At 71.0% G+C, this 23,083-nt stretch carries 16 protein-coding genes and 1 pseudogene; 12 read left to right on the top strand and 5 right to left on the bottom strand.

The annotated features are described in order from the left end of the window. The first annotated feature begins 7 nt into the window (after positions 1–7). The 12 genes from AB0F04_RS02770 to AB0F04_RS02715 all read left to right on the top strand — a co-directional run bounded on the left by AB0F04_RS02770 (position 8) and on the right by AB0F04_RS02715 (position 16,016). Complete coding sequence (locus tag AB0F04_RS02770) at positions 8–1,054, top strand: substrate-binding domain-containing protein (RefSeq protein ID WP_362036976.1); 1,047 nt, start codon at positions 8–10, stop codon at positions 1,052–1,054. Between the two features lie 55 nt (positions 1,055–1,109). Beyond that, positions 1,110–2,321 carry a Gfo/Idh/MocA family oxidoreductase gene (locus tag AB0F04_RS02765; RefSeq protein ID WP_362036974.1) on the top strand — a complete coding sequence of 404 codons (1,212 nt, stop codon included), beginning with the start codon at positions 1,110–1,112 and terminating at the stop codon, positions 2,319–2,321. Positions 2,322–2,336: 15 nt separating this feature from the next. Next, positions 2,337–3,335 (top strand): sugar phosphate isomerase/epimerase family protein, encoded by a 999-nt coding sequence (locus AB0F04_RS02760; protein ID WP_362036972.1) that lies wholly within the window; start codon positions 2,337–2,339, stop codon positions 3,333–3,335. A gap of 141 nt (positions 3,336–3,476) precedes the next feature. Beyond that, positions 3,477–7,199: a ThuA domain-containing protein gene (locus tag AB0F04_RS02755; RefSeq protein WP_362036970.1), complete on the top strand. Its 3,723-nt coding sequence runs from the start codon at positions 3,477–3,479 to the stop codon at positions 7,197–7,199. 86 nt (positions 7,200–7,285) lie between these two features. Continuing rightward, positions 7,286–8,470, top strand: coding sequence for an inositol-3-phosphate synthase (locus AB0F04_RS02750; RefSeq protein ID WP_362036967.1), 1,185 nt, complete (start codon positions 7,286–7,288; stop codon positions 8,468–8,470). Beyond that, entirely contained in the window at positions 8,467–9,510 is a 1,044-nt protein-coding gene (locus AB0F04_RS02745) for an SCO3242 family prenyltransferase (protein ID WP_362036966.1), read from the top strand. Before AB0F04_RS02750 ends, AB0F04_RS02745 begins: the two co-directional genes overlap by 4 nt. Next, positions 9,507–10,496 carry a sugar phosphate isomerase/epimerase family protein gene (locus AB0F04_RS02740; protein WP_362036963.1) on the top strand — a complete coding sequence of 330 codons (990 nt, stop codon included), beginning with the start codon at positions 9,507–9,509 and terminating at the stop codon, positions 10,494–10,496. Before AB0F04_RS02745 ends, AB0F04_RS02740 begins: the two co-directional genes overlap by 4 nt. Then, positions 10,493–11,326: an EboA domain-containing protein gene (locus AB0F04_RS02735; RefSeq protein WP_362036961.1), complete on the top strand. Its 834-nt coding sequence runs from the start codon at positions 10,493–10,495 to the stop codon at positions 11,324–11,326. The genes AB0F04_RS02740 and AB0F04_RS02735 overlap by 4 nt, the downstream gene beginning before the upstream one ends. Then, a complete protein-coding gene (locus AB0F04_RS02730) occupies positions 11,326–12,246 on the top strand; it encodes a TatD family hydrolase (RefSeq protein ID WP_362036959.1) in 921 nt (306 codons plus the stop codon). Before AB0F04_RS02735 ends, AB0F04_RS02730 begins: the two co-directional genes overlap by 1 nt. Before the next feature lie 3 nt (positions 12,247–12,249). Further along, positions 12,250–13,419, top strand: coding sequence for a metabolite traffic protein EboE (eboE, locus tag AB0F04_RS02725; protein WP_362036957.1), 1,170 nt, complete (start codon positions 12,250–12,252; stop codon positions 13,417–13,419). Further along, positions 13,416–14,864 carry a nucleotide pyrophosphatase/phosphodiesterase family protein gene (locus AB0F04_RS02720; protein ID WP_362036955.1) on the top strand — a complete coding sequence of 483 codons (1,449 nt, stop codon included), beginning with the start codon at positions 13,416–13,418 and terminating at the stop codon, positions 14,862–14,864. The genes eboE and AB0F04_RS02720 overlap by 4 nt, the downstream gene beginning before the upstream one ends. Positions 14,865–14,945: 81 nt before the next feature. Next, complete coding sequence (locus AB0F04_RS02715) at positions 14,946–16,016, top strand: sugar phosphate isomerase/epimerase (RefSeq protein WP_362036953.1); 1,071 nt, start codon at positions 14,946–14,948, stop codon at positions 16,014–16,016. Between the two features lie 52 nt (positions 16,017–16,068). On the opposite strand, the pseudogene AB0F04_RS02710 reads toward AB0F04_RS02715, so the two are convergent. From AB0F04_RS02710 to AB0F04_RS02690, 5 genes and pseudogenes are all read right to left on the bottom strand, one after another. Next, a pseudogene (locus AB0F04_RS02710) lies at positions 16,069–16,335 on the bottom strand (MFS transporter); the annotation flags it as partial. Between the two features lie 45 nt (positions 16,336–16,380). Further along, entirely contained in the window at positions 16,381–17,769 is a 1,389-nt protein-coding gene (locus AB0F04_RS02705) for an OFA family MFS transporter (protein ID WP_362036951.1), read from the bottom strand. Positions 17,770–17,891: 122 nt separating this feature from the next. Then, positions 17,892–20,036: an acetate--CoA ligase family protein gene (locus tag AB0F04_RS02700; RefSeq protein ID WP_362036948.1), complete on the bottom strand. Its 2,145-nt coding sequence runs from the start codon at positions 20,034–20,036 to the stop codon at positions 17,892–17,894. A 4-nt stretch (positions 20,037–20,040) separates the two neighbouring features. Further along, on the bottom strand, positions 20,041–21,276 hold the full coding sequence (frc, locus tag AB0F04_RS02695) for a formyl-CoA transferase (protein WP_362036946.1): 1,236 nt from the start codon (positions 21,274–21,276) through the stop codon (positions 20,041–20,043). 10 nt (positions 21,277–21,286) lie between these two features. Beyond that, positions 21,287–22,969 carry a thiamine pyrophosphate-binding protein gene (locus AB0F04_RS02690; RefSeq protein ID WP_362036944.1) on the bottom strand — a complete coding sequence of 561 codons (1,683 nt, stop codon included), beginning with the start codon at positions 22,967–22,969 and terminating at the stop codon, positions 21,287–21,289. Positions 22,970–23,083 lie beyond the last annotated feature (114 nt).

Genomic DNA, 23,083 nt, shown 5'->3' with positions numbered 1-23,083 from the left:
GACCGCCATGCCAGAGATCACGAGCCGCAGAGGCCTGCTCTTCGGAGCCGCCGCCGTCTCCGCCGGTGCCCTCCTCACGGGGTGCACGAGCAACGAGCCGTCCGAGTCCGGGGACGAGCCGGCCGGCAACGACCAGCCCGCCGCCGACGACAAGCCCGGCAAGAAGGTCACCATCGGCTTCGCCGGACCGCAGGCCGACCACGGCTGGCTCAACGCCATCAACGACAACGCCAAGAGCCGCGCCGAGAAGTACTCCGACGTCACCCTGGAGATCACCGAGGGATCCAACGACACCGCCCAGCAGATCGGCCAGATCGAGACCCTCATCAACAAGAAGGTCGACGTCCTGGTGGTGCTGCCCGCCGACGGCAAGGCCCTCACCCAGGTCGGCCTCAAGGCGATGCGGGCCGGCATCCCGGTCGTCAACCTTGACCGCATCTTCAACACCCCGCAGGCCTACCGCTGCTGGATCGGCGGCGACAACTACGGCATGGGCCTCAACGCCGGGCACTACATCGGCGAGAAGCTCAAGGGCAAGTCGGGCGCCCGCGTCATCGAACTGGCGGGCCTGGACAACCTGGAGCTCACCAAGCAGCGCACCCAGGGCTTCGACGACGCCCTGAAGAACTACCCCAACATCAAGAAGGTCGCCCGGCAGGCCGCGGAGTTCACCGTCGAGTCCGGGCAGGCCAAGATGGCGCAGCTGCTCCAGGCCCAGTCGAGGTTCGACGCCCTGTGGAACCACGACGACGACCAGGGCGTGGGCGCCCTGCGCGCCATCGAGCAGGCCGGGCGCGACGACTTCCTGATGGTCGGCGGCGCCGGTGCGCTCTCCGCGTTCCAGGCCATCAAGCAGGACGACGGTGTCCTCAAGGCGACCGTGCTGTACCCGCCGACCATGGCCGCCTCCGCGATCGACCTGGCCCGCGCCCTCGGCCAGAGCAAGGGCATCGGGGGCCTCGCCGAGTTCGAGATCCCGTCGTCCCTCACCCTCTACTCGGCCGTCGTCGACAAGGCCAACGTCGACCGGTACATGTCCACCGGCTTCAAGTGAGCCGCCCCGCACCCCCCACGTGCGCCATCCCGACCAGGACGAGGAGGACACCCGTATGGGACAGCCGCAGGAGCAGCCGGAGGGGACCGAGGCAGGCAAGCCACCCCTGCGCGTGGGGATGGTGGGCTACGCCTTCATGGGCGCCGCCCACTCCCAGGGCTGGCGCACCGCGGGCCGTGTCTTCGACTTGCCGCTGAACCCCGTGCAGGCGGTGATCTGCGGCCGCGACGGCGCCGCCGCCCGGGCCGCGGCCGAGCGGCACGGCTGGGAGTCGACCGAGACCGACTGGCGGGCCCTCGTCGAACGGGACGACGTCGACCTCGTCGACATCTGCACCCCCGGCGACAGCCACGCCGAGATCGCCCTGGCCGCCCTGGCCGCGGGCAAGCACGTCCTGTGCGAGAAGCCGCTCGCCAACACCGTCGACGAGGCCACCTCGATGGCACGGGCCGCCGAGGAGGCCCACGCGCGCGGCCAGGTGGCGATGGTCGGCTTCAACTACCGCCGGGTGCCCGCCACCGCCCAGGCCCGCCGCATGGTCGCAGAAGGCCGCCTGGGCAGGCTGCGGCACGTGCGCGTGACGTACCTCCAGGACTGGCTGGTCGACCCCGCGTTCCCGCTGACCTGGCGGCTGCGCAAGGAGCAGGCCGGCTCCGGCTCGCTCGGCGACCTGGGGGCGCACATCATCGACCTCGCGCAGTACCTGGTGGGGGAGCCGCTGGCGGGTGTCTCCGCGGTCACGGAGACCTTCGTACGGGAGCGGCCGCTGCCCACCGGTGCCACGAGCGGGCTGTCCGCCGTCACCTCCGCCGGCACCGGACAGGTCACCGTAGACGACGCCGCCCTGTTCACGGCCCGCTTCCCCTCCGGCGCCCTCGCCTCCTTCGAGGCCACCCGCTACGCCACCGGCCGCAAGAACGCCCTGCGCATCGAACTCAACGGGGAGCGCGGCTCGCTCGCCTTCGACCTGGAGCGGCTCAACGAGCTGTCCTTCCACGACGCCACCGGCCCGGGCGCCGAGGCCGGATTCCGCCGGATCCTCGTCACCGAACCCGACCACCCCTACCTGGAGGCCTGGTGGCCGCCCGGTCACGGCCTCGGCTACGAGCACACCTTCGTCCACCAGGCCCGCGACCTCGTCCACGCCATCGCCGAGGGACGCCGCCCCGAACCCTCCTTCGCCGACGGGCTGCAGGTGCAGCGCGTGCTCGCGGCGGTCGAGGAGAGCGCCGAGAAGAACTCCGTCTACACACCGATCGCGGTCTGAGGAGGGCCTGTACCGATGCCCCGTACCTTCACGCTCTTCACCGGCCAGTGGGCGGACCTGCCCCTGGAGGAGGTCTGCCGCCTGGCCCGCGACTTCGGCTACGACGGCCTCGAACTCGCCTGCTGGGGCGATCACTTCGAAGTCGACAAGGCACTCGCCGACCCGTCGTACCTGGACGGCCGCCGGGCCCTGCTCGACAAGTACGGCCTGAAGTGCTGGGCCATCTCCAACCACCTGGTCGGGCAGGCCGTCTGCGACGCCATCATCGACGAACGCCACCGGGCCATCGTGCCGGGGCAGGTGTGGGGCGACGGAGACCCGGAAGGCGTCCGGCAGCGGGCGGCGGACCGCATGAAGGACACCGCCCGGGCCGCTGCCGCCTTCGGGGTGAACACCGTCATCGGGTTCACCGGCTCCGCCATCTGGCACCTGGTCGCCATGTTCCCGCCCGCGCCCGAGGCGATGATCGAACGCGGCTACCAGGACTTCGCCGACCGCTGGAACCCGATCCTGGACGTCTTCGACGCCGAGGGCGTGCGGTTCGCGCACGAGGTCCACCCCAGCGAGATCGCCTACGACTACTGGACCACCCAGCGGGCTCTGGAAGCGGTCGGCCGACGCCCCGCCTTCGGCCTCAACTTCGACCCCAGTCACTTCGTGTGGCAGGACCTGGACCCGGTCGGCTTCCTCTGGGACTTCCGCGACCGGATCTACCACGTCGACTGCAAAGAGGCCCGCAAGCGCCTCGACGGACGCAACGGCCGGCTCGGCTCCCACCTGCCGTGGGGCGACCCGCGGCGCGGCTGGGACTTCGTCTCCGCCGGGCACGGCGACGTCCCCTGGGAAGACGTCTTCCGGATGCTGCGCTCCATCGACTACACGGGCCCGGTCTCCGTCGAATGGGAGGACGCCGGCATGGACCGGCTCCAGGGCGCCCCCGAGGCGCTGACCCGCCTCAAGGCCTTCGACTTCGAACCGCCCAGCGCGTCCTTCGACGCCGCGTTCAACAGCTGAGCCACGGGTCCACCACACCCGACCTGCCTTGACGCGCTCAAGGCTCAGCACACACCTCCGGGGTGACGGCGCACCCCGGCGCCCGCACCGCACGCTTCGCACCCACCCCGTACGGCCCACCCCGTTCCCGGAGGGACTTTCGTGCACAGAACCGGACCCAGAAGTACCCGCAGCCCCAGGCGGCCCGCACTGCGCGCCACCGTCGCCCTGTTCACCGGCCTGCTCCTCGCCGTCGGCACCCCGGCCACCGTCGCCGGCGCCCACCCCGGACACCCGGAACACGACGCACCCGCAGCCGCGGAGGGCCAGTTCCAGCAGGTGCCGCTCGCCAAGGGCGAGCCGGAGACGGGCGAGCCGATGTCGCTCGCCGTGCTCCCGGACCGCAGCGTCCTGCACACCTCGCGCGACGGCACGCTGCGCCTCACCGACCAGGGCGGCGTCACCAGGATCGCCGGCAAGCTCGACGTGTACAGCCACGACGAGGAAGGTCTCCAGGGCGTCGGGATCGACCCGGACTTCAAGAACAACCGGGCGATCTACCTCTACTACGCCCCGCCGCTCGACACGCCCGTGGGCGACGCCCCCGAGACCGGCACCGCCGACGACTTCAAGAAGTTCGACGGCGTCAACCGCCTCTCCCGCTTCGTCCTCAACCCCAACGGCACGCTGAACCTGTCCAGCGAGAAGAAGGTCCTGGACGTCGCCGCCTCCCGGGGCACCTGCTGCCACGTCGGCGGCGACATCGACTTCGACAAGGACGGCAACCTCTACCTGTCCACCGGCGACGACACCAACCCCTTCGCCTCCGACGGCTACACCCCGATCGACGACCGGCCGAACCGCAACCCGGCCTTCGACGCCCGCCGCAGCGCCGGAAACACCAACGACCTGCGCGGCAAGATCCTGCGCATCAAGGTCGCCGAGGACGGCTCCTACACGATCCCGCAGGGCAACCTCTTCGCCCCGGGAACCGAGAAGACCCGCCCCGAGATCTACGCGATGGGCCTCCGCAACCCGTTCCGCATGAGCGTCGACGACAAGACCGGCACGATCTACGTCGGAGACTACGGACCCGACGCCGGCGCCGCCGACCCCAAGCGCGGCCCGGGCGGACAGGTCGAGTTCGCCAAGGTGACCAAGGCCGCCAACTTCGGCTGGCCCTTCTGCACCGGCGACAACGACCCCTACGTCGACTACGACTTCGCCACCAAGGAGTCCGGCGAGACGTTCGACTGCGACGCCCCGAAGAACACCTCGCCGCACAACACCGGCCTGACCGACCTGCCGCCCGCCCAGGCCGCCTGGATCCCGTACGACGGCGGCTCCGTGCCCGAGTTCGGCAGCGGCTCCGAGTCCCCGATGGCGGGCCCGGTCTACCGCTACGACCCCGAGCTGAACTCCGGCGTGAAGTTCCCCGAGGCCTACGACGGGGACTTCTTCGCCGGTGAGTTCGGGCGCCGCTGGATCAAGCGGATCGAGGAGAACGCGGACGGTTCCGTCGCGAAGATCAACGACTTCCCGTGGACCGGCACCCAGATCATGGACATGGAGTTCGGCCCCGACGGCGCCCTCTACGTCCTCGACTACGGCCTGTCCTGGTTCCAGGGCGACAAGGACTCCGCGCTGTACCGGATCGAGAACGCCGAGGACGGCTTCTCCCCGATCGCCGAGGTGAGCGCCGACAAGACGTCCGGAGCGGCCGGCCTGAAGGTGAAGTTCACCGCCTCCGCCAAGGACGCCGACTCCACGGACCTCACCTACAGCTGGGACTTCGGCGACGGCACCAAGGGCGAGGGCCTCAGCCCCACCCACAGGTACAAGAAGGCCGGCACCTACAGCGCGACCTTCACCGCCACGGACCCCGAGGGCAACACCGGCAACGCCAGCGTCCGGATCGTGGTCGGCAACACCGAGCCGAAGGTGACGATCGAGACCCCGGGCAACGGCAGCATGGCCGCCTTCGGCAAGCCCGTCCCGTTCAGGGTGAACGTCACCGACCCCGAGGAGACCGTCGACTGCTCCAAGGTCAAGGTCACCTACAGCCTCGGCCACGACTCCCACGCCCACGAACTGACCAGCGAGATGGGCTGCGAGGGAACCCTGACACCGCCCCCCGGTGACGGCGGCCACGACCCCAACGCCAACATCTACGGCGTCGTCGGCGCCAGTTACACCGACAACGGGGCGAACGGCCAGGAGTCCCTGACCGGCACCGCCCGCACCGTGCTCCAGCCGCTGCACCGCCAGGGCGAGCACTTCACCACCCAGTCGGGCGTGTCGGTCATCACCAAGACCGGCGCCAACGGCGGCAAGACCGTCGGCGACATCAACGACGGCGACTGGATCTCCTTCAGCCCCTACCGGTTCGACGGGCAGAAGAAGATGACCGTACGGGCCTCCTCCGGCGGCGCCGGCGGCTTCATCGAGCTGCGCACCGGCTCACCCGACGGCCCCCTGCACGGCTCGGCGTACATCCCGCCCACCGGCGGCTGGGAGACCTTCCAGAACGTCAACGTGCCGCTGCGGTCGCTGCCGAAGAAGACCACCGACATCTACCTGGTCTTCAAGGGCGGCGAGGGCGCGCTGTACGACGTGGACGACTTCGAATTCTCCAAGGAGCCGTTCAAGGGCGGCAAGAAGGTCCTGGTCTTCTCGAAGACCGCCGGCTTCCGCCACGACTCCATCCCGGCGGGCATCACCGCCCTGAAGGAACTCGGCGGCCCGGCCGGCATCACCGTCGACGCCACCGAGGAAGCGCGGCAGTTCACCACCACCAACCTCGCCAAGTACGACGCGGTGGCCTTCCTGTCCACCACGGGCGACGTGCTCAACGCCGAGCAGCAGAAGGCGTTCGAGGACTACGTGGCGGGCGGCGGCGGCTACATGGGCATCCACGCGGCGGCCGACACCGAGTACGACTGGGAGTTCTACGGCGGCCTCGTCGGCGCCTACTTCCAGTCCCACCCGGCCATCCAGAAGGCCACCGTCCGCGTCGAGGACCACGACCACCCGTCGACCGCGCACCTGGACGACGCCTGGGAACGCACCGACGAGTGGTACAACTACCGCACCAACCCGCGCGAGCAGGCCAAGGTCCTCGCCACCCTGGACGAGACCACCTACCAGGGCGGCACCATGAAGGGCGACCACCCGATCGCCTGGTGCCAGAGCTACGGCGGCGGCCGGTCCTTCTACACCGGCGGCGGCCACACCAAGGAGTCCTACGCCGACCCCGCCTTCCGCGCCCACCTGCTCGGCGGCCTGCAGTACGCCACCGGCCAGGTGAAGGCGGACTGCAAGCCGGGCAAGGACTACCGCAAGATCTTCAACGGCCAGACCCTGGACGGCTGGAAGCAGGCCGGCCCCGGAAAATTCGTCGTCAAGGACGGCGTGATGGAGTCCGAGGGCGGCATGGGCCTGCTCTGGTACCAGGCCAAGGAGCTGAAGTCGTACTCGCTCAAGCTCGACTGGAAGATGCGGGGCGACGACAACTCCGGCGTCTTCGTGGGCTTCCCCGCCTCCGACGACCCCTGGTCCGCGGTGAACAAGGGCTACGAGATCCAGATCGACGCCACCGACGCGGCCGACCGCACCACAGGCTCCGTCTACTCCTTCAAGTCGGCGAACCTCAAGGCCCGTGACCAGGTCCTGCGGCCGCCCGGCCAGTGGAACTCCTACGAGATCAAGGTCCGGGGCGAACGCCTCCAGGTGTTCCTCAACGGAGTCAAGATCAACGACTTCACCAACAAGGACCCCCAGCGGAGCCTGACCGACGGCTACATCGGCCTCCAGAACCATGGCGCCGACGACCAGGTCTCCTTCCGCAACATCCAGCTGAAGGAACTGCCCGCCCAGGGCAACTGAACGGCGGCGGGCGGGGGACGCCGGACCCCCGCCCGCCGTCTCCACATCTCTCCCCCCGTGACTCGCGCACGATCAGGAGGCTGCCCATGTCCGCGTCCCTCTCCCGACCGCGTGTGGGGGTGTGGCTGATCGGAGCCCGAGGCTCCGTCGCCACGACCGTCGTCACGGGGTGCGCCGCCGTCACCGCGGGACTGCACCCGCCCACCGGCATGGTGACCGAGACAGCGGCGTTCACCGGCAGCGGCCTTCCCGCGCTGTCCGACCTCGTCTTCGGCGGCCACGACACCCACGACTGCCCGCTGCCCAAGCGCGCCGAGTCCCTGACCGCCGGCGGCGTCCTCCCACCCGGCGTGCACACCGCCGTCGCCGCCGAACTCGCCGTCGCCGACCGGGAGATCAGGCCTGGCGGCCCCGCACCGGGGGACACCAGGGGCGAGACCGAATTGATCACGGCCTTCTCCGACGACCTGCGCGACTTCCTGCACCGCCACGAACTGGAGCGGGCCGTGGTGGTGAACGTCGCCTCCACCGAACCCGCCTCCCCAGGGCCGGACGCCCCGCTGCCGGCCAGCACCCTGTACGCGCTGGCCGCCCTGCGCGCGGGCTGCCCCTACGTCAACTTCACCCCCTCCGAAGGCATGCACCACCCGGTCGCCGCCCGAGAGGCCCAGCGCGACGGCCTGCCCCACGCCGGCCGGGACGGCAAGACCGGGCAGACCCTGCTGCGGGCCGTCCTCGGCCCGATGTTCGCCCAGCGCGCGCTGACGGTCCGCGCCTGGTCGGGTACGAACCTGCTCGGCGGCGGCGACGGCGCCGCCCTCGCCGACCCGGCCGCCGCCGCGGCGAAGAACGCCGGCAAGGAACGCGTCCTCGCCGACACCCTCGGCACCGTCCCCGAGGGCGAGGTCCACATCGACGACGTCCCCGCCCTCGGCGACTGGAAGACCGCCTGGGACCACATCGCCTTCGACGGCTTCCTCGGCACCCGCATGATCCTCCAGACCATCTGGCAGGGCTGCGACTCGGCCCTGGCCGCACCCCTGGTGCTGGACCTGGCCCGCCTGACCGCCCGCGCCCACGAGGCGGGGATGTCCGGCCCGCTCGGCGCTCTCGGCTTCTACTTCAAGGACCCGGTGGGCGACGGGCCGTCGGGGCTGGCCCAGCAGTACGAGGAACTGGTCCGGTTCGGGCGACGCCTCGGGGAGGCCGACGCAGACGGCCCCGGCACCCGCGCGATGCGGGACACGCAGGAGACCGGGGGAGCACGATGACGCCGCGCGAGCGCCCTGGCGGCGGCCCCGGCGGGACTCCCGCAGCCGCCCCGGGAGACACCGCCGCGGCGGCCCCCCACCCACGCACCGGCGGCTCCGACCGGCGCCGTGCCCGCGCCTGGGCCGAACTGCTCCGTCTGCCCGCCCTGTTCACCGTTCCCGGCGACGCCCTGGCCGGCACGGCAGCCACCGGCGCGCGGCCCACGCCCCGCACCCTGCTCGCCATCGCCTCCTCCCTCTGCCTGTACGAGGCCGGCATGGCCCTCAACGACTGGGCCGACCGCGACGTCGACGCCGTCGAACGCCCGCACCGCCCCCTGCCCTCCGGCCGCATCCGCCCCACCGCCGCCCTCACGGCGGCCGGAACCCTCACCGCAGCCGGACTGGCCCTGGCCGCCCGCGCCGGACGCCCCGCCCTCGCCGTCGCCGCGCCCCTGGCCGCGACGGTCTGGGCGTACGACCTCGGCCTCAAACACACGCCCGCGGGGCCCCTGGCCATGGGAACGGCCCGCGGCCTCGACCTGCTCCTGGGAGCCGCGGCCACGACGGGCCGTACACGACCGGCCCTGCCCTCCGCCGCCCTCCTCGGCACCCACACCCTGGCCGTCACCACGGTCTCCCGCCAGGAGGCCCAAGGCGGATCACCCGTGGCCCCGCTGGCGGCCCTCGCAACGACCGCGCTGCTCACCCGACTGGTGACACGCCGCTCCGCGACCTTGACGCCACGCCCCGGGCAGACAACCGCCCACGCGCGGACCGGCGGCCCCCGAGCCCCCTGGAACCCGGACCGGACACCCGCGGCCCCGCTCACCACCGTCCTCGCAGCCGCCTACGCCGCGACGACCGCCCGCGCCTACGTCCACGCCACCCTGAACCCCTCACCTCCCCTCACCCAACGCGCCGTCGGCGCAGGCATCCGCGCCACCATCCCGCTTCAGGCCACCCTCACCGCCCGCTCCCACGGCACGGCCACCGCCCTCCTCGTCGCAGCTTTCGCCCCCCTCGGAGCCCGGTTCGCGAAGAAGGTGAGCGTCACATGAGCCCCGACGCCAACGCCCACGCCTCCACCACCCGTGCCGGCGCCGCCCCCGCCCTCCGCTTCGGCTACGGCACCAACGGCCTCGCCGACCTCCGGCTCGACGACGCCCTCGCCCTCCTCGCCGACCTCGGCTACGACGGCGTCGGACTGACCCTCGACCACATGCACCTCGACCCGCTCGCCCCCGACCTCGCCGCCCGCACCCACCGGGTCGCGCACCGGCTGGACGAACTCGGGCTGGGTGTCACCGTCGAGACGGGTGCCCGCTATGTGCTCGACCCGCGCCGCAAGCACGGCCCGTCCCTGCTCGACCCGGACCCCGGCGACCGGGCCCGCCGCGCCGACCTCCTCGTGCGGGCCGTCCGGGTCGCCGCCGACCTCGGCGCGTACGCCGTCCACTGCTTCAGCGGAGTCACACCGCAGGGCACCGGCACCGACACCGCGTGGAAACGCCTCACCGAGACCCTGCCCCCCGTCCTGGACGCCGCCGCCGAAGCGGGCATCCCGCTCGCCGTCGAACCCGAGCCGGGCCACCTCCTGGCCACCCTGGCCGACTTCCACCACCTCCGCGGCGCCCTCGGCGACCCCCAACAACTCGGCCTCACCCTGGACATCGGCCACTGCCAGTGCCTCGAACCCCTGCCCCCGGCCGACTGCGTGCGGGCCGCCGCGCCCTGGCTACGGCACGTCCAGATCGAGGACATGCGGCGCGGTGTCCACGAGCACCTCCCCTTCGGGGACGGGGAGATCGACTTCCCACCGGTCCTGGCGGCCCTCGCGGCCACCGGCTACCAGGGCCTGACCGTCGTCGAGCTGCCCCGCCACTCCCACGCCGGCCCGCACTTCGCCGCACACTCCCTCCCGTTCCTCCGCCACGCCGAGCGGAGCGCGGCCTTCGCGCCGCCCGTCTCCGCACCGGCCCGCCGGCAGGCCGCGCCACCCCACGGCGCTCCCTCCACCACCCATGAGGGGAGCAGCACCAGATGACCCACCCTCGCACCACACCAGCGGCCAGAGCCGAGAACACCGAGCGCAGCCCGGACGCCCAGAGCCACGAAGAGCCCGACCCGACCGCCGCCCAGGACCCGACCGCCGCCCAGGACCCGACCGTCGCCCAGGGCCCGGGCGACGCCCGCACCCGCGCCCGCTTCTCCACCGGGGACACCGCCCCCACCCCCTCGCTCGCCGATGTCCGTCACCACCTCACCACCCACCTCGACCCGCCCGCCCGCACCTGGCTCGACCACGCCCTCGACGAGGCCGCCGCCCACCCCGGCCTCCACGGACCCATCTCCGTCTGGGAACTGCGCCTCGCCGAAGCCGGCCGGCGCTGCGGCCCCGCCTACGCCGACGCCGCCCGCGTCCTCATCCTGGCCGCGGCCCGCGCCGGCACCGACGCCCTGACCCGGGTGTATTTCCAGGGCACCGCCGACGAACGCCGAGCCGTACTGCACGCCCTGCCCCACCTCGTGTCCGGCCCGGGCGCCCTCCCCCTGGTCGAGGACGCCCTGCGCACCAACGACACCCGGCTCATCGGCGCCGCAGTCGGCCCCTACGCCGCCCGGCACCTGACCGCCCACGTCTGGCGCCACGCCGTGCTGAAGTGCCTGTTCACCGGTGTCCCCGTCGACGACGTGGCGGACCTGCCCCGGCGCGCCGCCGGCGACGGCGAACTCGCCCGCATGCTGGGCGACTACGCAGCCGAGCGCACCGCCGCCGGCCGCACCGTCCCCGAGGACCTGTACCGCGTCCTGGACCTGACCGAGTCCGTCACCCCGGCCCCCGGCACGGACCACCCCCACGGCAAGGAGTCCTGATGCGCATCTTCGACCCCCACATCCACATGACGTCCCGGACCACCGACGACTACGAGGCCATGTACGCCGCCGGTGTCCGCGCCCTCGTCGAGCCGTCCTTCTGGCTCGGCCAGCCGCGCACCTCGCCCGCCTCCTTCCGCGACTATTTCGACTCCCTCCTCGGCTGGGAGCCCTTCCGCGCCGCCCAGTACGGCATCGCCCACCACTGCACGATCGCCCTCAACCCCAAGGAGGCGAACGACCCGCGCTGCCGTCCCGTCCTCGACGAACTGCCGCGGTATCTCGTCAAGGACCACGTCGTGGCGGTGGGGGAGATCGGCTACGACTCGATGACCCCGGCGGAGGACACCGCTCTCGCCGCACAGCTCCAGCTCGCCGCCGACCACGGCCTGCCCGCCCTCGTGCACACCCCGCACCGCGACAAGCTCGCCGGGCTGCGCCGCACCCTCGACGTCGTGGGTGAATCCGACCTCGCCCAGGACCGGGTCCTGGTCGACCACCTCAACGAGACCACCGTGAAGGAGGCCAGGGACAGCGGCTGCTGGCTGGGCTTCTCCGTCTATCCGGACACCAAGATGGACGAGGAGCGCATGGTCGAGATCCTGCGCACCTACGGGACTGCGCAGGTGCTGGTGAACTCCGCCGCCGACTGGGGCAGGAGCGACCCCCTCAAGACGCGTAAGGTCGGCGACCTCATGCTGGCGGAGGGCTTCGACGAGGACGACGTCGACCAGGTGCTGTGGCGCAACCCCGTCGCCTTCTACGGGCTCAGCGGACGCCTGAACCTGGACGTCACCAGCACCGACACCACCCACGAGGGAAACTCCGTCCTCCGCGGTGCCCCGAAGGACCCGCACGAGGCGGACACCGGCCCGGGGGAGGGCGACGAGCCGGCTCGCGTCCCCGCCGCGGAGGCGTGAACCATGCGCTTCCGCCACCCCGACGGGTCCACCGTCCACCTCGCCTACTGCACCAACGTCCACCCCGCCGAAACCCTCGACGGTGTCCTCGCCCAGCTCCGCGACCACTGCGAACCCGTCCGCCGACGCCTGGGCCGCGACCGGCTGGGCATCGGGCTGTGGCTCGCCAGGGACGCCGCCCACGCCCTCGTCACCGACCCGTCCGCCCTGCGCGGCCTGCGCACCGAGCTCGACCGCCGCGGCCTCGAGGTCGTGACCCTCAACGGCTTCCCCTATGAGGGCTTCGGCGCCGAAGAGGTCAAGTACCGCGTCTACAAGCCGGACTGGGCCGATCCGCAGCGCCTGGACCACACCGCCGCCCTGGCCCGCGTCCTCGCCGGTCTCCTCCCGGACGACGTCACCGACGGGACCATCTCCACACTGCCCCTCGCCTGGCGCACCGCGTCCGACGACCGGCGCGCCGAAACCGCCCACGCCGCCCTGCGCACGCTCGCCGAACGCCTCGACGCCCTCGAGGAACTGACCGGCCGCTCCATCCGCGTCGGCCTGGAACCGGAACCCGGCTGCGTCGTCGAGACCACCCACGACGCCATCGCCCCGCTCACCGCGATCGGCCACCACCGCATCGGCATCTGCGTCGACACCTGCCATCTCGCCACCTCCTTCGAAGATCCGCACACCGCCCTGGACGCGCTCGTCGCAGCGCGCGTCCCCGTCGTCAAATCCCAGCTGTCCGCCGCCCTGCACGCCGAGCACCCCCACCTCCCCGAGGTGCGCGAAGCACTGGCCGCCTTCGCCGAACCCCGCTTCCTGCACCAGACCCGCACGGCGACCGCCACCGGCCTGCGCGCCACCGACGACCTCGAAGAGGCCCTCGCCGGACACGCCCTGCCGGACGCCTCACCCTGGCGCGCCCATTTCCACGTCCCGCTGCACGCGGCCCCCGCCGCGCCCCTCACCTCCACGCTTCCGGTCCTGAAGTCCGCACTGGCCCGACTGGTCGGCGGCGCCGCCCCGCTCACCCGCCATCTGGAGGTCGAGACCTACACCTGGCAGGCCCTTCCACCCGAGCTGCGCCCCAAGGGCCGTGCCCAGCTCGCCGAGGGCATCGCCGCCGAACTGGCGCTCGCCCGCGACCTGCTGACGGACCTCGGACTGAAGGAGCTGCCATGAGCACCGGCCCCCATGGGCACCCCGACCCGGCCGCCACGGACACGCCCACCCCGCTTCCGGCCGCCACGGACCGCCCCACCCCGCTCCTCGTCATCGACGTCGTCGGCCTCACCCCCCGTCTCCTCGACCACATGCCTCATCTCAAGGCGCTCGGCCAGTCCGGCTCCCGCGCCCCGCTGGGCACCGTCCTGCCCGCCGTCACCTGTGCCGCCCAGTCCACGTTCCTCACCGGCGCCATGCCCTCGGAGCACGGCATCGTCGGCAACGGCTGGTACTTCCGCGAACTCGGCGACGTCCTGCTGTGGCGCCAGCACAACGGGCTCGTGGCCGGTGACAAACTCTGGGACGCCGCCCGCCGCGCCCACCCCGGCTACACCGTCGCGAACATCTGCTGGTGGTACGCCATGGGCGCCGACACCGACATCACCGTCACCCCCCGTCCCGTCTACTACGCCGACGGCCGCAAGGAACCCGACTGCTACACCCGCCCGGCCGCACTCCACGACGAACTCACCGACAGGTTCGGCACATTCCCCCTGTTCCACTTCTGGGGTCCCGGCGCCGACCTCGTCTCCAGCCGGTGGATCATCGACGCCACCCGCCACATCCTCACCACCCGGCATCCCGACCTGACGCTCTGCTACCTCCCTCACCTCGACTACGACCTGCAGCGCTTCGGCCCCGACGACCCGCGCTCGCTGAAGGCGGCCGCCGACCTGGACGCCGCCATGGCCCCGCTGCTGGACGACGCCCGCGCCGAGGGCCGTACCGTCGTCGCCCTGTCCGAGTACGGCATCACCCGGGTGAACCGGCACGTCGACATCAACCGCGCCCTGCGCCGCGCCGGACTGCTGGACGTGCACACGCAGGACGGCATGGAGTACCTCGACCCGATGGCCTCTCGTGCCTTCGCGGTCGCCGACCACCAGATCGCCCATGTCTACGTGCGACGCCCCGAGGACCTCGACGCCACCCGAGCGGCGCTCGACGGTCTTCCCGGCATCGCCCAGCTCCTGGACGACGAGGGCAAGAAGGCACACCACCTCGACCATCCGCGCGCAGGCGAACTCGTCGCCGTGGCGGAAGCCGACGCCTGGTTCACGTACTACTACTGGCTCGACGACGACCGCGCGCCCGACTTCGCGCAGCTCGTCGAGATCCACCGCAAACCCGGCTACGACCCGGTCGAGCTCTTCATGGATCCCCTCGACCCCTACGTCAAGGTCAAGGCGGCCACCGCACTGGCGCGCAAGAAGCTCGGCATGCGCTACCGCATGGCGGTCGTGCCCCTGGACCCCTCACCTATTCGCGGCAGCCACGGCCGCCTTCCGCAGAGCGACGACGACGGTCCGCTCCTCATCTGCTCCACCCCCCGTGCTGTCGGCGACCGCGTCGCGGCCACCGATGTGAAGTCACTGCTGCTCCGACTCGCCGGTCTCGCCTGAGGTCACAGCCCTCAGCACCGACCGCTCACAAGTGAAGCACTCACCACTGACAACGCCCCGCGATCACGAGGAGTTCCCCGCATGAGCCGCTTCTCCCAGCCCGACCCCGGACTCGGCCACCGCCTCAGCAGACGAGGCATGCTAGGCGTGGCCGCCGGTGCCACCGCGGCCGCCCTGCTCGGCGCCGCGGCCCCGGCGAACGCCGCCGCCGGCAACGCGACCGCCGCCGGCGACGCCACGCCCGCCACCGCCTCCGGCGCCAAGGGCCGCGGCCGCCCCGTCCTACCGCCGGGCCGCCTGGGCATACAGCTCTACAGCCTGCGCGACAAGGTCTCCACTCTCGGCTTCGGTCCCGTCTTCGCCGAACTGGAACGGTACGGATACGACGAGGTCGAGTTCGCCGGCTACACCCAGGGCTCCGCAGGTCCCATCACGCTCGCCCAGCTCAAGCGGCTGGCCCGCAATCACGGCCTGAACCCGATCGGCAGCCATGTCGGCTACTACTCCGGCGACCCGAACGCCTACACCTTCGCCCAGAACCTCACCAAGGTCCTCGACGACGCCCAGGCCCTCGGTCTGAAGCACATCGGCACGGCCGCCGGCCCGTTCCGCTACGGCTCCACCGTCGACGCCTGGAAGCGCGCCGCCGAGGACTTCAACACCTACGGGGCGGCGGCCAGGGCCCGGGGCATGAAGTTCTACCAGCACAACCACTCCGAGGAGTTCTCCTTCGCCACCGACAACCCCAAGGTCCGCCTCTACGACATCCTGCTCGAGGAGACCGACCCCGACCTGGTCTTCCTCGAGATGGACATCTACTGGGCGTACGTCGGCCAGTTCCGCTTCTCCCAGCGGCCCGACGGCAGGCCCGCCCCCTTCGAGCCGCTGGACTACGTCCTGCGACAGCCCGACCGGTACCCGCTCTTCCACGTGAAGGACGGCGAGAGCGACCCGTCCGACCCCTACGGCTACCGCATGACCGACGTCGGCGACGGGGACATCGACTACCGGCGGTTCATCTCCGCCGTGACCCGGCTGCGCGGCCACCGCATGGCCCACCACTGGCAGGCCGAGCACGACGACCCCGCCGAGTCCTTCACCTTCGCGCGCCGCTCCAGCGCGCACCTGCACTCCCTGAGGGAGAAGTGCTGACCGCTGCCCGGGCATGAGGAGGCCCCTCCCCGAACGCGGGGGAGGGGCCTCCTCATGGGTGCCGGGGTTGTCGGCCCGCGGTCCGTGCCCGGGCCGGTGTGCGACCCGGCCGGCGCAACAGGAGGGCCGCCACAGCGGCGAGCATCGACACGCCCCCGGCGAGCGCGTACGCGCCGTTGCAGCCCCAGGCCGCGACCATCATCGACAGGAACAACCACTCGCTCCTCAGGTCGCCCGCCCGGCTCACGCCGACTTGCGTGAGGCCCAGCACGACGATGACGAAGACGAGGGTGGTCTTGCGCCCCCACCGGTCGTACAGCCGGGTAAGGAGGAGGCGCGTGGTGCGTACGGATCTGCCGTCATGTCAGGCTGTGTCCTCGCCGAGCGGTTGCGGGTTGGGGGAGATGCGGCCCGTCTTCCTGTCGCGTCCCGGCGGACTCAGGAACAGCGCCACGCAGCCGGCGAAGAGGGAGATGGAGCCGGCCAGGATGAAGGCCCCGGAGTGCCCCCAGGCGCCGACGACCACCGCGCCCATGCCGGCGCCCAGGCCGGAGACGAGCTTGGCGCTGTAGACCATGCCGTAGTTGGAGGCGTTGTTGTTCTCACCGAAGTAGTCGGCGGTGAGCGCGGCGAACATCGGGAAGATGGCGCCGCCGCCGAAGCCGGAGATCGAGGAGAAGACCAGGAACAGAGGAAGGTTCTCGGCGTTCGCCGACCAGAGGATGCCGTACTGGGACAGGCCGAGGATCACGCACACGACGAGCAGGCACCGCTTGCGGCCGTACAAGTCGGAGAGCCAGCCGATGACACCGCGGCCGGTGCCGTTGACGATGGCCTTCAGGGACATGGCCGTGGCCACGATCCCGCCCGCGAACCCGGCCTCCTCGCCGATCTCCACCTGGAAGGCGATGCCGAAGATGTTCACGCCGGACGTGCAGGCCAGGCAGAACCACATCAGGGCGACCCGGCCGGTCTTCCACGCCTCCTTGGGGGAGTACTGGCGCACCGCCGGCGGGTTCATGCGCATCGAGCGGGCCGCGCGCGGGTCGTCCGGCGGGTTCAGCGGGTCGATCGTCGAGGGCCACCAGTTCTTCGGCGGGTCCTTGAAGAAGTAACCGGAGACAGCGACCATCCCGGCCAGGAACAGACCCACCGAGACCAGCACCCAGCGGAAGTTGGTGAGGTCCATGTAGCCGTTGAAGAGGAACACGAAGGGCACCGAGCCGTAGGCGAAACCGCCGTTGACGAAGCCGGTCTTGCCGCCCTTGCGCTCCGGGTACCACTTGCCGACCATGTTGACGCAGGTGGCGTACACCATGCCCGCGCCCATGCCGCTGAACATGCTGAAGCCGATGTACGCGAAGACCACGTGCGGCGCGAAGGCGAGGGACAGGTAGCCCAGCAGGGTGCCCGTCGCGCCGAGCATCATGGCCCAGCGGGCCGGCAGTTTTCCGCTCTCACGCAGTTTGCCCGCGGGGAAGGCCACCGCGGCCTGGAAGAAGACCCAGACGGTCATCATCCAGAAGATGTGCATGCTGTTCCAGCTGTGCGCCGTGTGCAGGGTCTCCTCGGCGGACGCGAACGCGTACTCGGCGGAGGAGATGCCCATCATGCCGATCCAGGGCAGGATCACCATCCACTTGCGCTTGCGGCCCATGATGTCGATGTCGGTCTCACCGAGGCGGTAGACGCGGCCGTTCGCGTCGGTGACCTCCCGGTAAGGAACCGTTGTGGGCAGATCGGTCGTTGTCATGTCGTGTCGCACCCCTTGCGTCGAAAGATCTGGCCAGCGCCCCCTGTCCCATGCCTTTCGTGCGCGCGCGGGTCCCGGGGCCGGCCGACGCGCACCGTCAGCCGGCCCCCCGCTCACTCACCTCATGTACCGCCCCCCAGCCGTCCCGCCTCCCGCGCCCAGCGGTACTTCGCGCCGAGCACGGCCACCGGCTTCTCGGTCGTGTACGGGTACGCCACGACCCCGCGTTCGAAGAGGTACTGGCAGGCCTCCTCGACCTCCACGTCCCCCGCGAGCGACGCCACCACGGGCTTCTCGATCCCACGCTCCCGGAACTCGGCCACCACGCGCGCGGTGAGCTCCGCGAAGACCATGGGAGGAGTGACGATGGTGTGCCAGTAGCCGAGGACCAGCGCGTGGATACGCGGATCCTCCAGACCCAGCCGGATCGTCGCCTCGTACGTCGACGGCGGCTCGCCCCCGGTGATGTCCACCGGGTTGCCCGCGGCCCCGAAGGGCGGGATGAACTTCCGGAACGCCTCGTCCAGGTCCGGCGGGATCTCCATCAACGACAGTCCGTTGTCCGTCACGGCGTCGGAGAGCAGCACACCGCTGCCGCCGGCGCCCGTGATGATGACGACGTTGTCGCCCTTGGGCGCGGGAAGCACCGGCAGCGCACGCGCGTACTCCAGCATGTCGTTCAGCCCCGGCGCGCGGATTACCCCGGCCTGCCGCAGGATGTCGTCGTACACGGCGTCGTCACCGGCGAGGGCGCCGGTGTGCGAACCGGCCGCCTTGGCGCCGGCCGCGGTCCGCCCGGCCTTCAGTACGACCACCGGTTTCTTCGGCACGGTGGCGCGCGCGGCCTCGACGAAGGCCCGGCCGTCCTTGAGGTCCTCCAGGTGCATCGCGATGCAGTCGGTGTGCGGGTCCTCGCCGAACCAGGTCAGCAGGTCGTCCTCGTCCAGGTCCGACTTGTTGCCCAGCCCGACGATCGCCGAGACGCCCGTCTTCGTGGTGCGTGCGAAGCCCAGGATGGCCATCCCGATGCCGCCCGACTGCGAGGTCAGCGCCACCCCGCCTTTGACGTCGTACGGCGTGCAGAACGTGGCGCACAGGTCCTGCCACGTCGAGTAGTAGCCGTAGATGTTCGGCCCCAGCAGCCGTACGCCGTGCCGCTCGGCGATCGCCACGATCTCTGCCTGGAGTTCGTGCTCGCCGGTCTCCGCGAACCCGGAGGGGATCAGCACGGCGTTCGGGATCTTCTTGCGTCCCACCTCCTCCAGGGCCGAGGCCACGAACTTGGCGGGGATCGCGAAGACCGCCACATCCACCTCACCGGGAACGTCCGTGACACTCTTGTACGCCTTGCGGCCCAGGATGTCATCGGCCTTGGGGTTCACCGGGTGGATCTCGCCCGCGAAGCCCCCGTCCAGGAGGTTGCGCATCACCGAATTGCCGATCTTGCCCTGTTCGTTGGAGGCGCCGATCACGGCGACCGAGCTGGGCTGCATCAGCCGGCGCATCGAGGTGAGGATCTCGTCGCGCGAGTACTTCCTGCGGGGAGCCGGCTGCGACTCGGCGAGGATCACCCGGATGTCGGCCGCGACGGCCCCCTCCGCCGTCGCGATCACCGGGTTGAGGTCCACCTCGGCGATCTCGGGGAAGTCCGCGACGAGTTCCGAGACCCGGCGGATCTGCTCGGCGACGGCCCAACGGTCCACGCCCGCCTGGCCGCGCACCCCCCGCAGGATCTCCGCCGACCGGATCGAGTCCAGCATGGACAGCGCCTCGTCGGCGTTCACCGGCGCGAGCCGGAACGTGACGTCCTTCAGGACCTCGACGAGCACCCCGCCGAGCCCGAAGGCGACCACCTTCCCGAACGTCGGGTCGGTGACCGCGCCGACGATGACCTCCTGTCCCTTCGGCAGCAGCTCCTGCACCTGCACGCCCGAGATGCGGGCGTCCGCGTTGTAGGCGCGTGCGTTGTCGATGATCGTGTGGAACGCGGCCCGTACGTCGGCCGCGCCCTCGACCCCGACGATCACCCCGCCGGCGTCGGTCTTGTGCAGGATGTCCGGCGAGACGATCTTCATCACGACAGGTCCGCCGAACCGCGCCGCGAACGCCACGGCCTCGTCGACGTCCGTCGCCAGCTCCTCGCCCGGTACGGCGATCCCGTACGCGTCGGCGATCACCTTGCCCTCGGGCGCGGTGAGCGCGGTCCGCCCCTCGGCCCGCACGGACTCCAGGAGGGACCGCACCCGCAGGACCCGGTCATCCGCCATCACGTCAGATCACTCCGTTCGACTTGAGCAGGCGCACTTCCTCGTCGCCGAGGCCGAGTTCGCCGACGTAGACCTCTTCGTTGTGCTCGCCGAGCAGGGGTGAACTGGTCACGTCCACGGGGGAGTCGGACAGCTTGAGCGGACTGCCGACGGTCACGAAGTCGCCGCGCTCGGGGTGCGGGACGGTGACGACCATCTCGTTGGCGACCAGCGAACGGTCCTCGATGATCTCCCGGGTGGACAGGATCGGCCCGCACGGGATGTTGTGCGCGTTGAGCCGCTCCAGCACCTCCCACTTGGGCAGCGTCGAGGACCACTCCTCGATCAGCTGGAACATCTTGCCGAGCTTGGGCAGCCGCGCCTCGGGCGTCGCCCACTCGGGGTCGGCGGCCAGCTCGGGCCGGCCGATGAGCTCGCTGATCGGCTGCCAGCCGACGGGCTGCACGATGACGTACACGTAGTCGTTCGGGCCGCCCGGCGCGCACTTGACCGCCCAGCCGGGCTGGCCGCCGCCGGACGCGTTCCCGGACCTGGGAACCTCGTCGCCGAAGTCGTCGTTGGGATATTCAGCGAGCGGCCCGTGTGCCAGACGCTGCTGATCCCGCAGCTTCACCCGGCACAGGTTGAGTACGGCGTGCTGCATGGCCACGTTGACCCGCTGCCCGCGCCCGGTGCGCTCCCGTTGGTAGAGCGCGGCGAGGATGCCCGCCACGGCGTGCACACCCGTCCCCGAGTCCCCGATCTGGGCCCCCGTCGCCAGCGGCGGTCCGTCCTCGAAACCGGTGGTCGACATCGACCCGCCCATGGCCTGAGCGACGACCTCGTACGCCTTGAAGTTGGTGTACGGGCCCTCGCCGAACCCCTTGATGGAGGCATAGACGATCCGTGGATTGATCTCCTGGATGCGGTCCCAGGTGAAGCCCATCCGGTCCACCGCGCCCGGTCCGAAGTTCTCGACCATGACGTCGGAGCGCCGGATCAGCTCGGTGAGGATCTCCTTGCCGCGCTCGGTCTTGGTGTTGAGGGTGATGCTCCGCTTGTTGCAGTTGAGCATCGTGAAGTAGAGGGAGTCGACGTCCGGCAGGTCACGCAGCTGCTTGCGCGTGATGTCGCCGGTCGGAGCCTCCAGCTTGACGACGTCCGCGCCGAGCCAGGCGAGCAGCTGGGTCGCCGACGGCCCGGACTGGACGTGGGTCATGTCCAGTACACGGATGCCTTCGAGGGCCTTGGTTCCTGTCATGGCGGGCACCTCACTTGTACATGGTCTGGTTCATGGTTCCGGGGGCGTAGGCGTCGGGGTCGACCCAGACGTTGATGAGCGACGGCTTGCCGGACTCGCGGGCGCGCTGCAGGGCCGGGCCGATGTCGGCGGGGTCGCGAACCTCCTCGCCGTGGCCTCCGAGCATGCGGGCGAACTCGTCGTAGCGGACGTCGCCGAGGGTGTTGCCGATCCGCTCGCGTTCCTTGCCGTACTTGGCGGCCTGGCCGTAGCGGATCTGGTTCATGGAGGAGTTGTTGCCGACGATGCCGACGAACGGGAGGTCGTAGCGGACGAGCGTCTCGAAGTCCCAGCCGGTGAGGGAGAACGCGCCGTCGCCGAAGAGGGCGACGACCTCCTTGTCGGGCCGGGCCTGCTTGGCCGCGAGCACGAAGGGGACGCCCACGCCCAGCGTGCCGAGCGGACCGGGGTCCATCCAGTGCCCGGGCGACTTGGGCTGCACGACCTGCCCGGAGAAGGTGACGATGTCGCCGCCGTCGCCGATGTAGATCGAGTCCTCGGTGAGGAAGTCGTTGATCTCGCTGACCAGGCGGTAAGGGTGGATGGGTGAGGCATCCGACTTCAGGTTGGGCAGCCGCTTCTCCAGAGCGGTCTGCTCGGCCGCCCGCAGCTCGTCCAGCCACTCCTTGCGCTTGGACGCACCGCCGTTGATGCGTCCGGAGGCCGCCTCGGTCACCGACTTCAGCACCAGCCCGGCGTCGCCCACGATGCCGAGGTCGATGTCGCGGTTCTTGCCGACCGTGCGGTAGTCGAGGTCGATCTGCACGACGGTCGCGTCCGGGGACAGCCGCTTGCCGTACCCCATGCGGAAGTCGAAGGGCGTGCCGACGATGACGATGACGTCGGCGTTGGAGAACGCGTAGCGGCGCGAGAGCTGGAAGTGGTGCGGGTCGCCCGGCGGGAGGGTGCCGCGTCCCGCTCCGTTCATGTAGGCCGGGATGTTGAGGGTCCTGACGAGCTCGATGGCCGCCTCGGTGCCCCGGGTCGTCCAGACCTGGCTGCCGAGCAGGACGGCCGGCTTCTCGGCGTGGACCAGCAGGTCGGCGAGCTTCTCGATGGCCTCGGGGTCGCCGGCCGAGCGGGTCGAGGCGCGGTAGGCGCCTTCCTGCGGCACGCGTGCCTTGGCGGCGGGGACCTTGGCGTCCAGCACGTCGCGCGGAATCTCGAGGAAGGAGGGGCCGGGCGCGCCGTGGAAGCACTCGCGGAACGCCATGGACACCATGTCCGCGGCGCGGGCCGTGTCCGGCACCGTCGCCGAGAACTTGGTGATGGGGTTCATCATGTCGACGTGCGGCAGGTCCTGCAGGGACCCCATCTTGTGCTGGGTGAGGGCCCCCTGACCGCCGATCAGCAGCATCGGGGACTCCGCGCGGAAGGCGTTGGCGACGCCGGTGACGGCGTCGGTCGTGCCCGGGCCCGCGGTGACCACCGCGCAGCCGGGCTTGCCGGTGATACGGGCGTACCCGTCGGCGGCGTGGGCGGCGACCTGCTCGTGGCGTACGTCGACGACCTCGATGCCCTCGTCGACGCAGCCGTCGTAGATGTCGATGATGTGGCCGCCGCACAGGGTGTAGATGCGGTCGACCCCCTCGGCCTTCAGCGCCTTGGCTACGAGATGACCACCGGAAATCAAGTCCTGGGTGTCGTCGGGCATGGCGAAGTCCTGTCCCTTCGTAGGGGTTTGGAGCGGCTCGCAGTACATTGCATACAGTCGACGAATACTGTATGAAGCTTGTTATCCCGCATCCGGTGGGTGGTGTCCAGGGGG

Origin of the sequence: Streptomyces sp. NPDC029041, from assembly GCF_040637515.1 — a bacterium.
GTDB lineage: Bacteria > Actinomycetota > Actinomycetes > Streptomycetales > Streptomycetaceae > Streptomyces.
Note: the sequence above shows the minus strand (reverse complement) of the source record. Positions and strands in the feature narration are given on the sequence as shown.

What these genes read in the sequence shown, in the direction of transcription:
- AB0F04_RS02690 (WP_362036944.1), bottom strand. Translation starts at nt 22,969, where the DNA reads ATGCCCGACGACACCCAGGACTTGATTTCCGGTGGTCATCTCGTAGCC.
- AB0F04_RS02720 (WP_362036955.1), top strand. Translation starts at nt 13,416, where the DNA reads ATGAGCACCGGCCCCCATGGGCACCCCGACCCGGCCGCCACGGACACG.
- AB0F04_RS02770 (WP_362036976.1), top strand. Translation starts at nt 8, where the DNA reads ATGCCAGAGATCACGAGCCGCAGAGGCCTGCTCTTCGGAGCCGCCGCC.
- AB0F04_RS02765 (WP_362036974.1), top strand. Translation starts at nt 1,110, where the DNA reads ATGGGACAGCCGCAGGAGCAGCCGGAGGGGACCGAGGCAGGCAAGCCA.
- AB0F04_RS02760 (WP_362036972.1), top strand. Translation starts at nt 2,337, where the DNA reads ATGCCCCGTACCTTCACGCTCTTCACCGGCCAGTGGGCGGACCTGCCC.
- eboE (WP_362036957.1), top strand. Translation starts at nt 12,250, where the DNA reads ATGCGCTTCCGCCACCCCGACGGGTCCACCGTCCACCTCGCCTACTGC.
- AB0F04_RS02735 (WP_362036961.1), top strand. Translation starts at nt 10,493, where the DNA reads ATGACCCACCCTCGCACCACACCAGCGGCCAGAGCCGAGAACACCGAG.
- AB0F04_RS02750 (WP_362036967.1), top strand. Translation starts at nt 7,286, where the DNA reads ATGTCCGCGTCCCTCTCCCGACCGCGTGTGGGGGTGTGGCTGATCGGA.
- AB0F04_RS02730 (WP_362036959.1), top strand. Translation starts at nt 11,326, where the DNA reads ATGCGCATCTTCGACCCCCACATCCACATGACGTCCCGGACCACCGAC.
- AB0F04_RS02700 (WP_362036948.1), bottom strand. Translation starts at nt 20,036, where the DNA reads ATGGCGGATGACCGGGTCCTGCGGGTGCGGTCCCTCCTGGAGTCCGTG.
- AB0F04_RS02715 (WP_362036953.1), top strand. Translation starts at nt 14,946, where the DNA reads ATGAGCCGCTTCTCCCAGCCCGACCCCGGACTCGGCCACCGCCTCAGC.
- AB0F04_RS02705 (WP_362036951.1), bottom strand. Translation starts at nt 17,769, where the DNA reads ATGACAACGACCGATCTGCCCACAACGGTTCCTTACCGGGAGGTCACC.
- AB0F04_RS02745 (WP_362036966.1), top strand. Translation starts at nt 8,467, where the DNA reads ATGACGCCGCGCGAGCGCCCTGGCGGCGGCCCCGGCGGGACTCCCGCA.
- frc (WP_362036946.1), bottom strand. Translation starts at nt 21,276, where the DNA reads ATGACAGGAACCAAGGCCCTCGAAGGCATCCGTGTACTGGACATGACC.
- AB0F04_RS02740 (WP_362036963.1), top strand. Translation starts at nt 9,507, where the DNA reads ATGAGCCCCGACGCCAACGCCCACGCCTCCACCACCCGTGCCGGCGCC.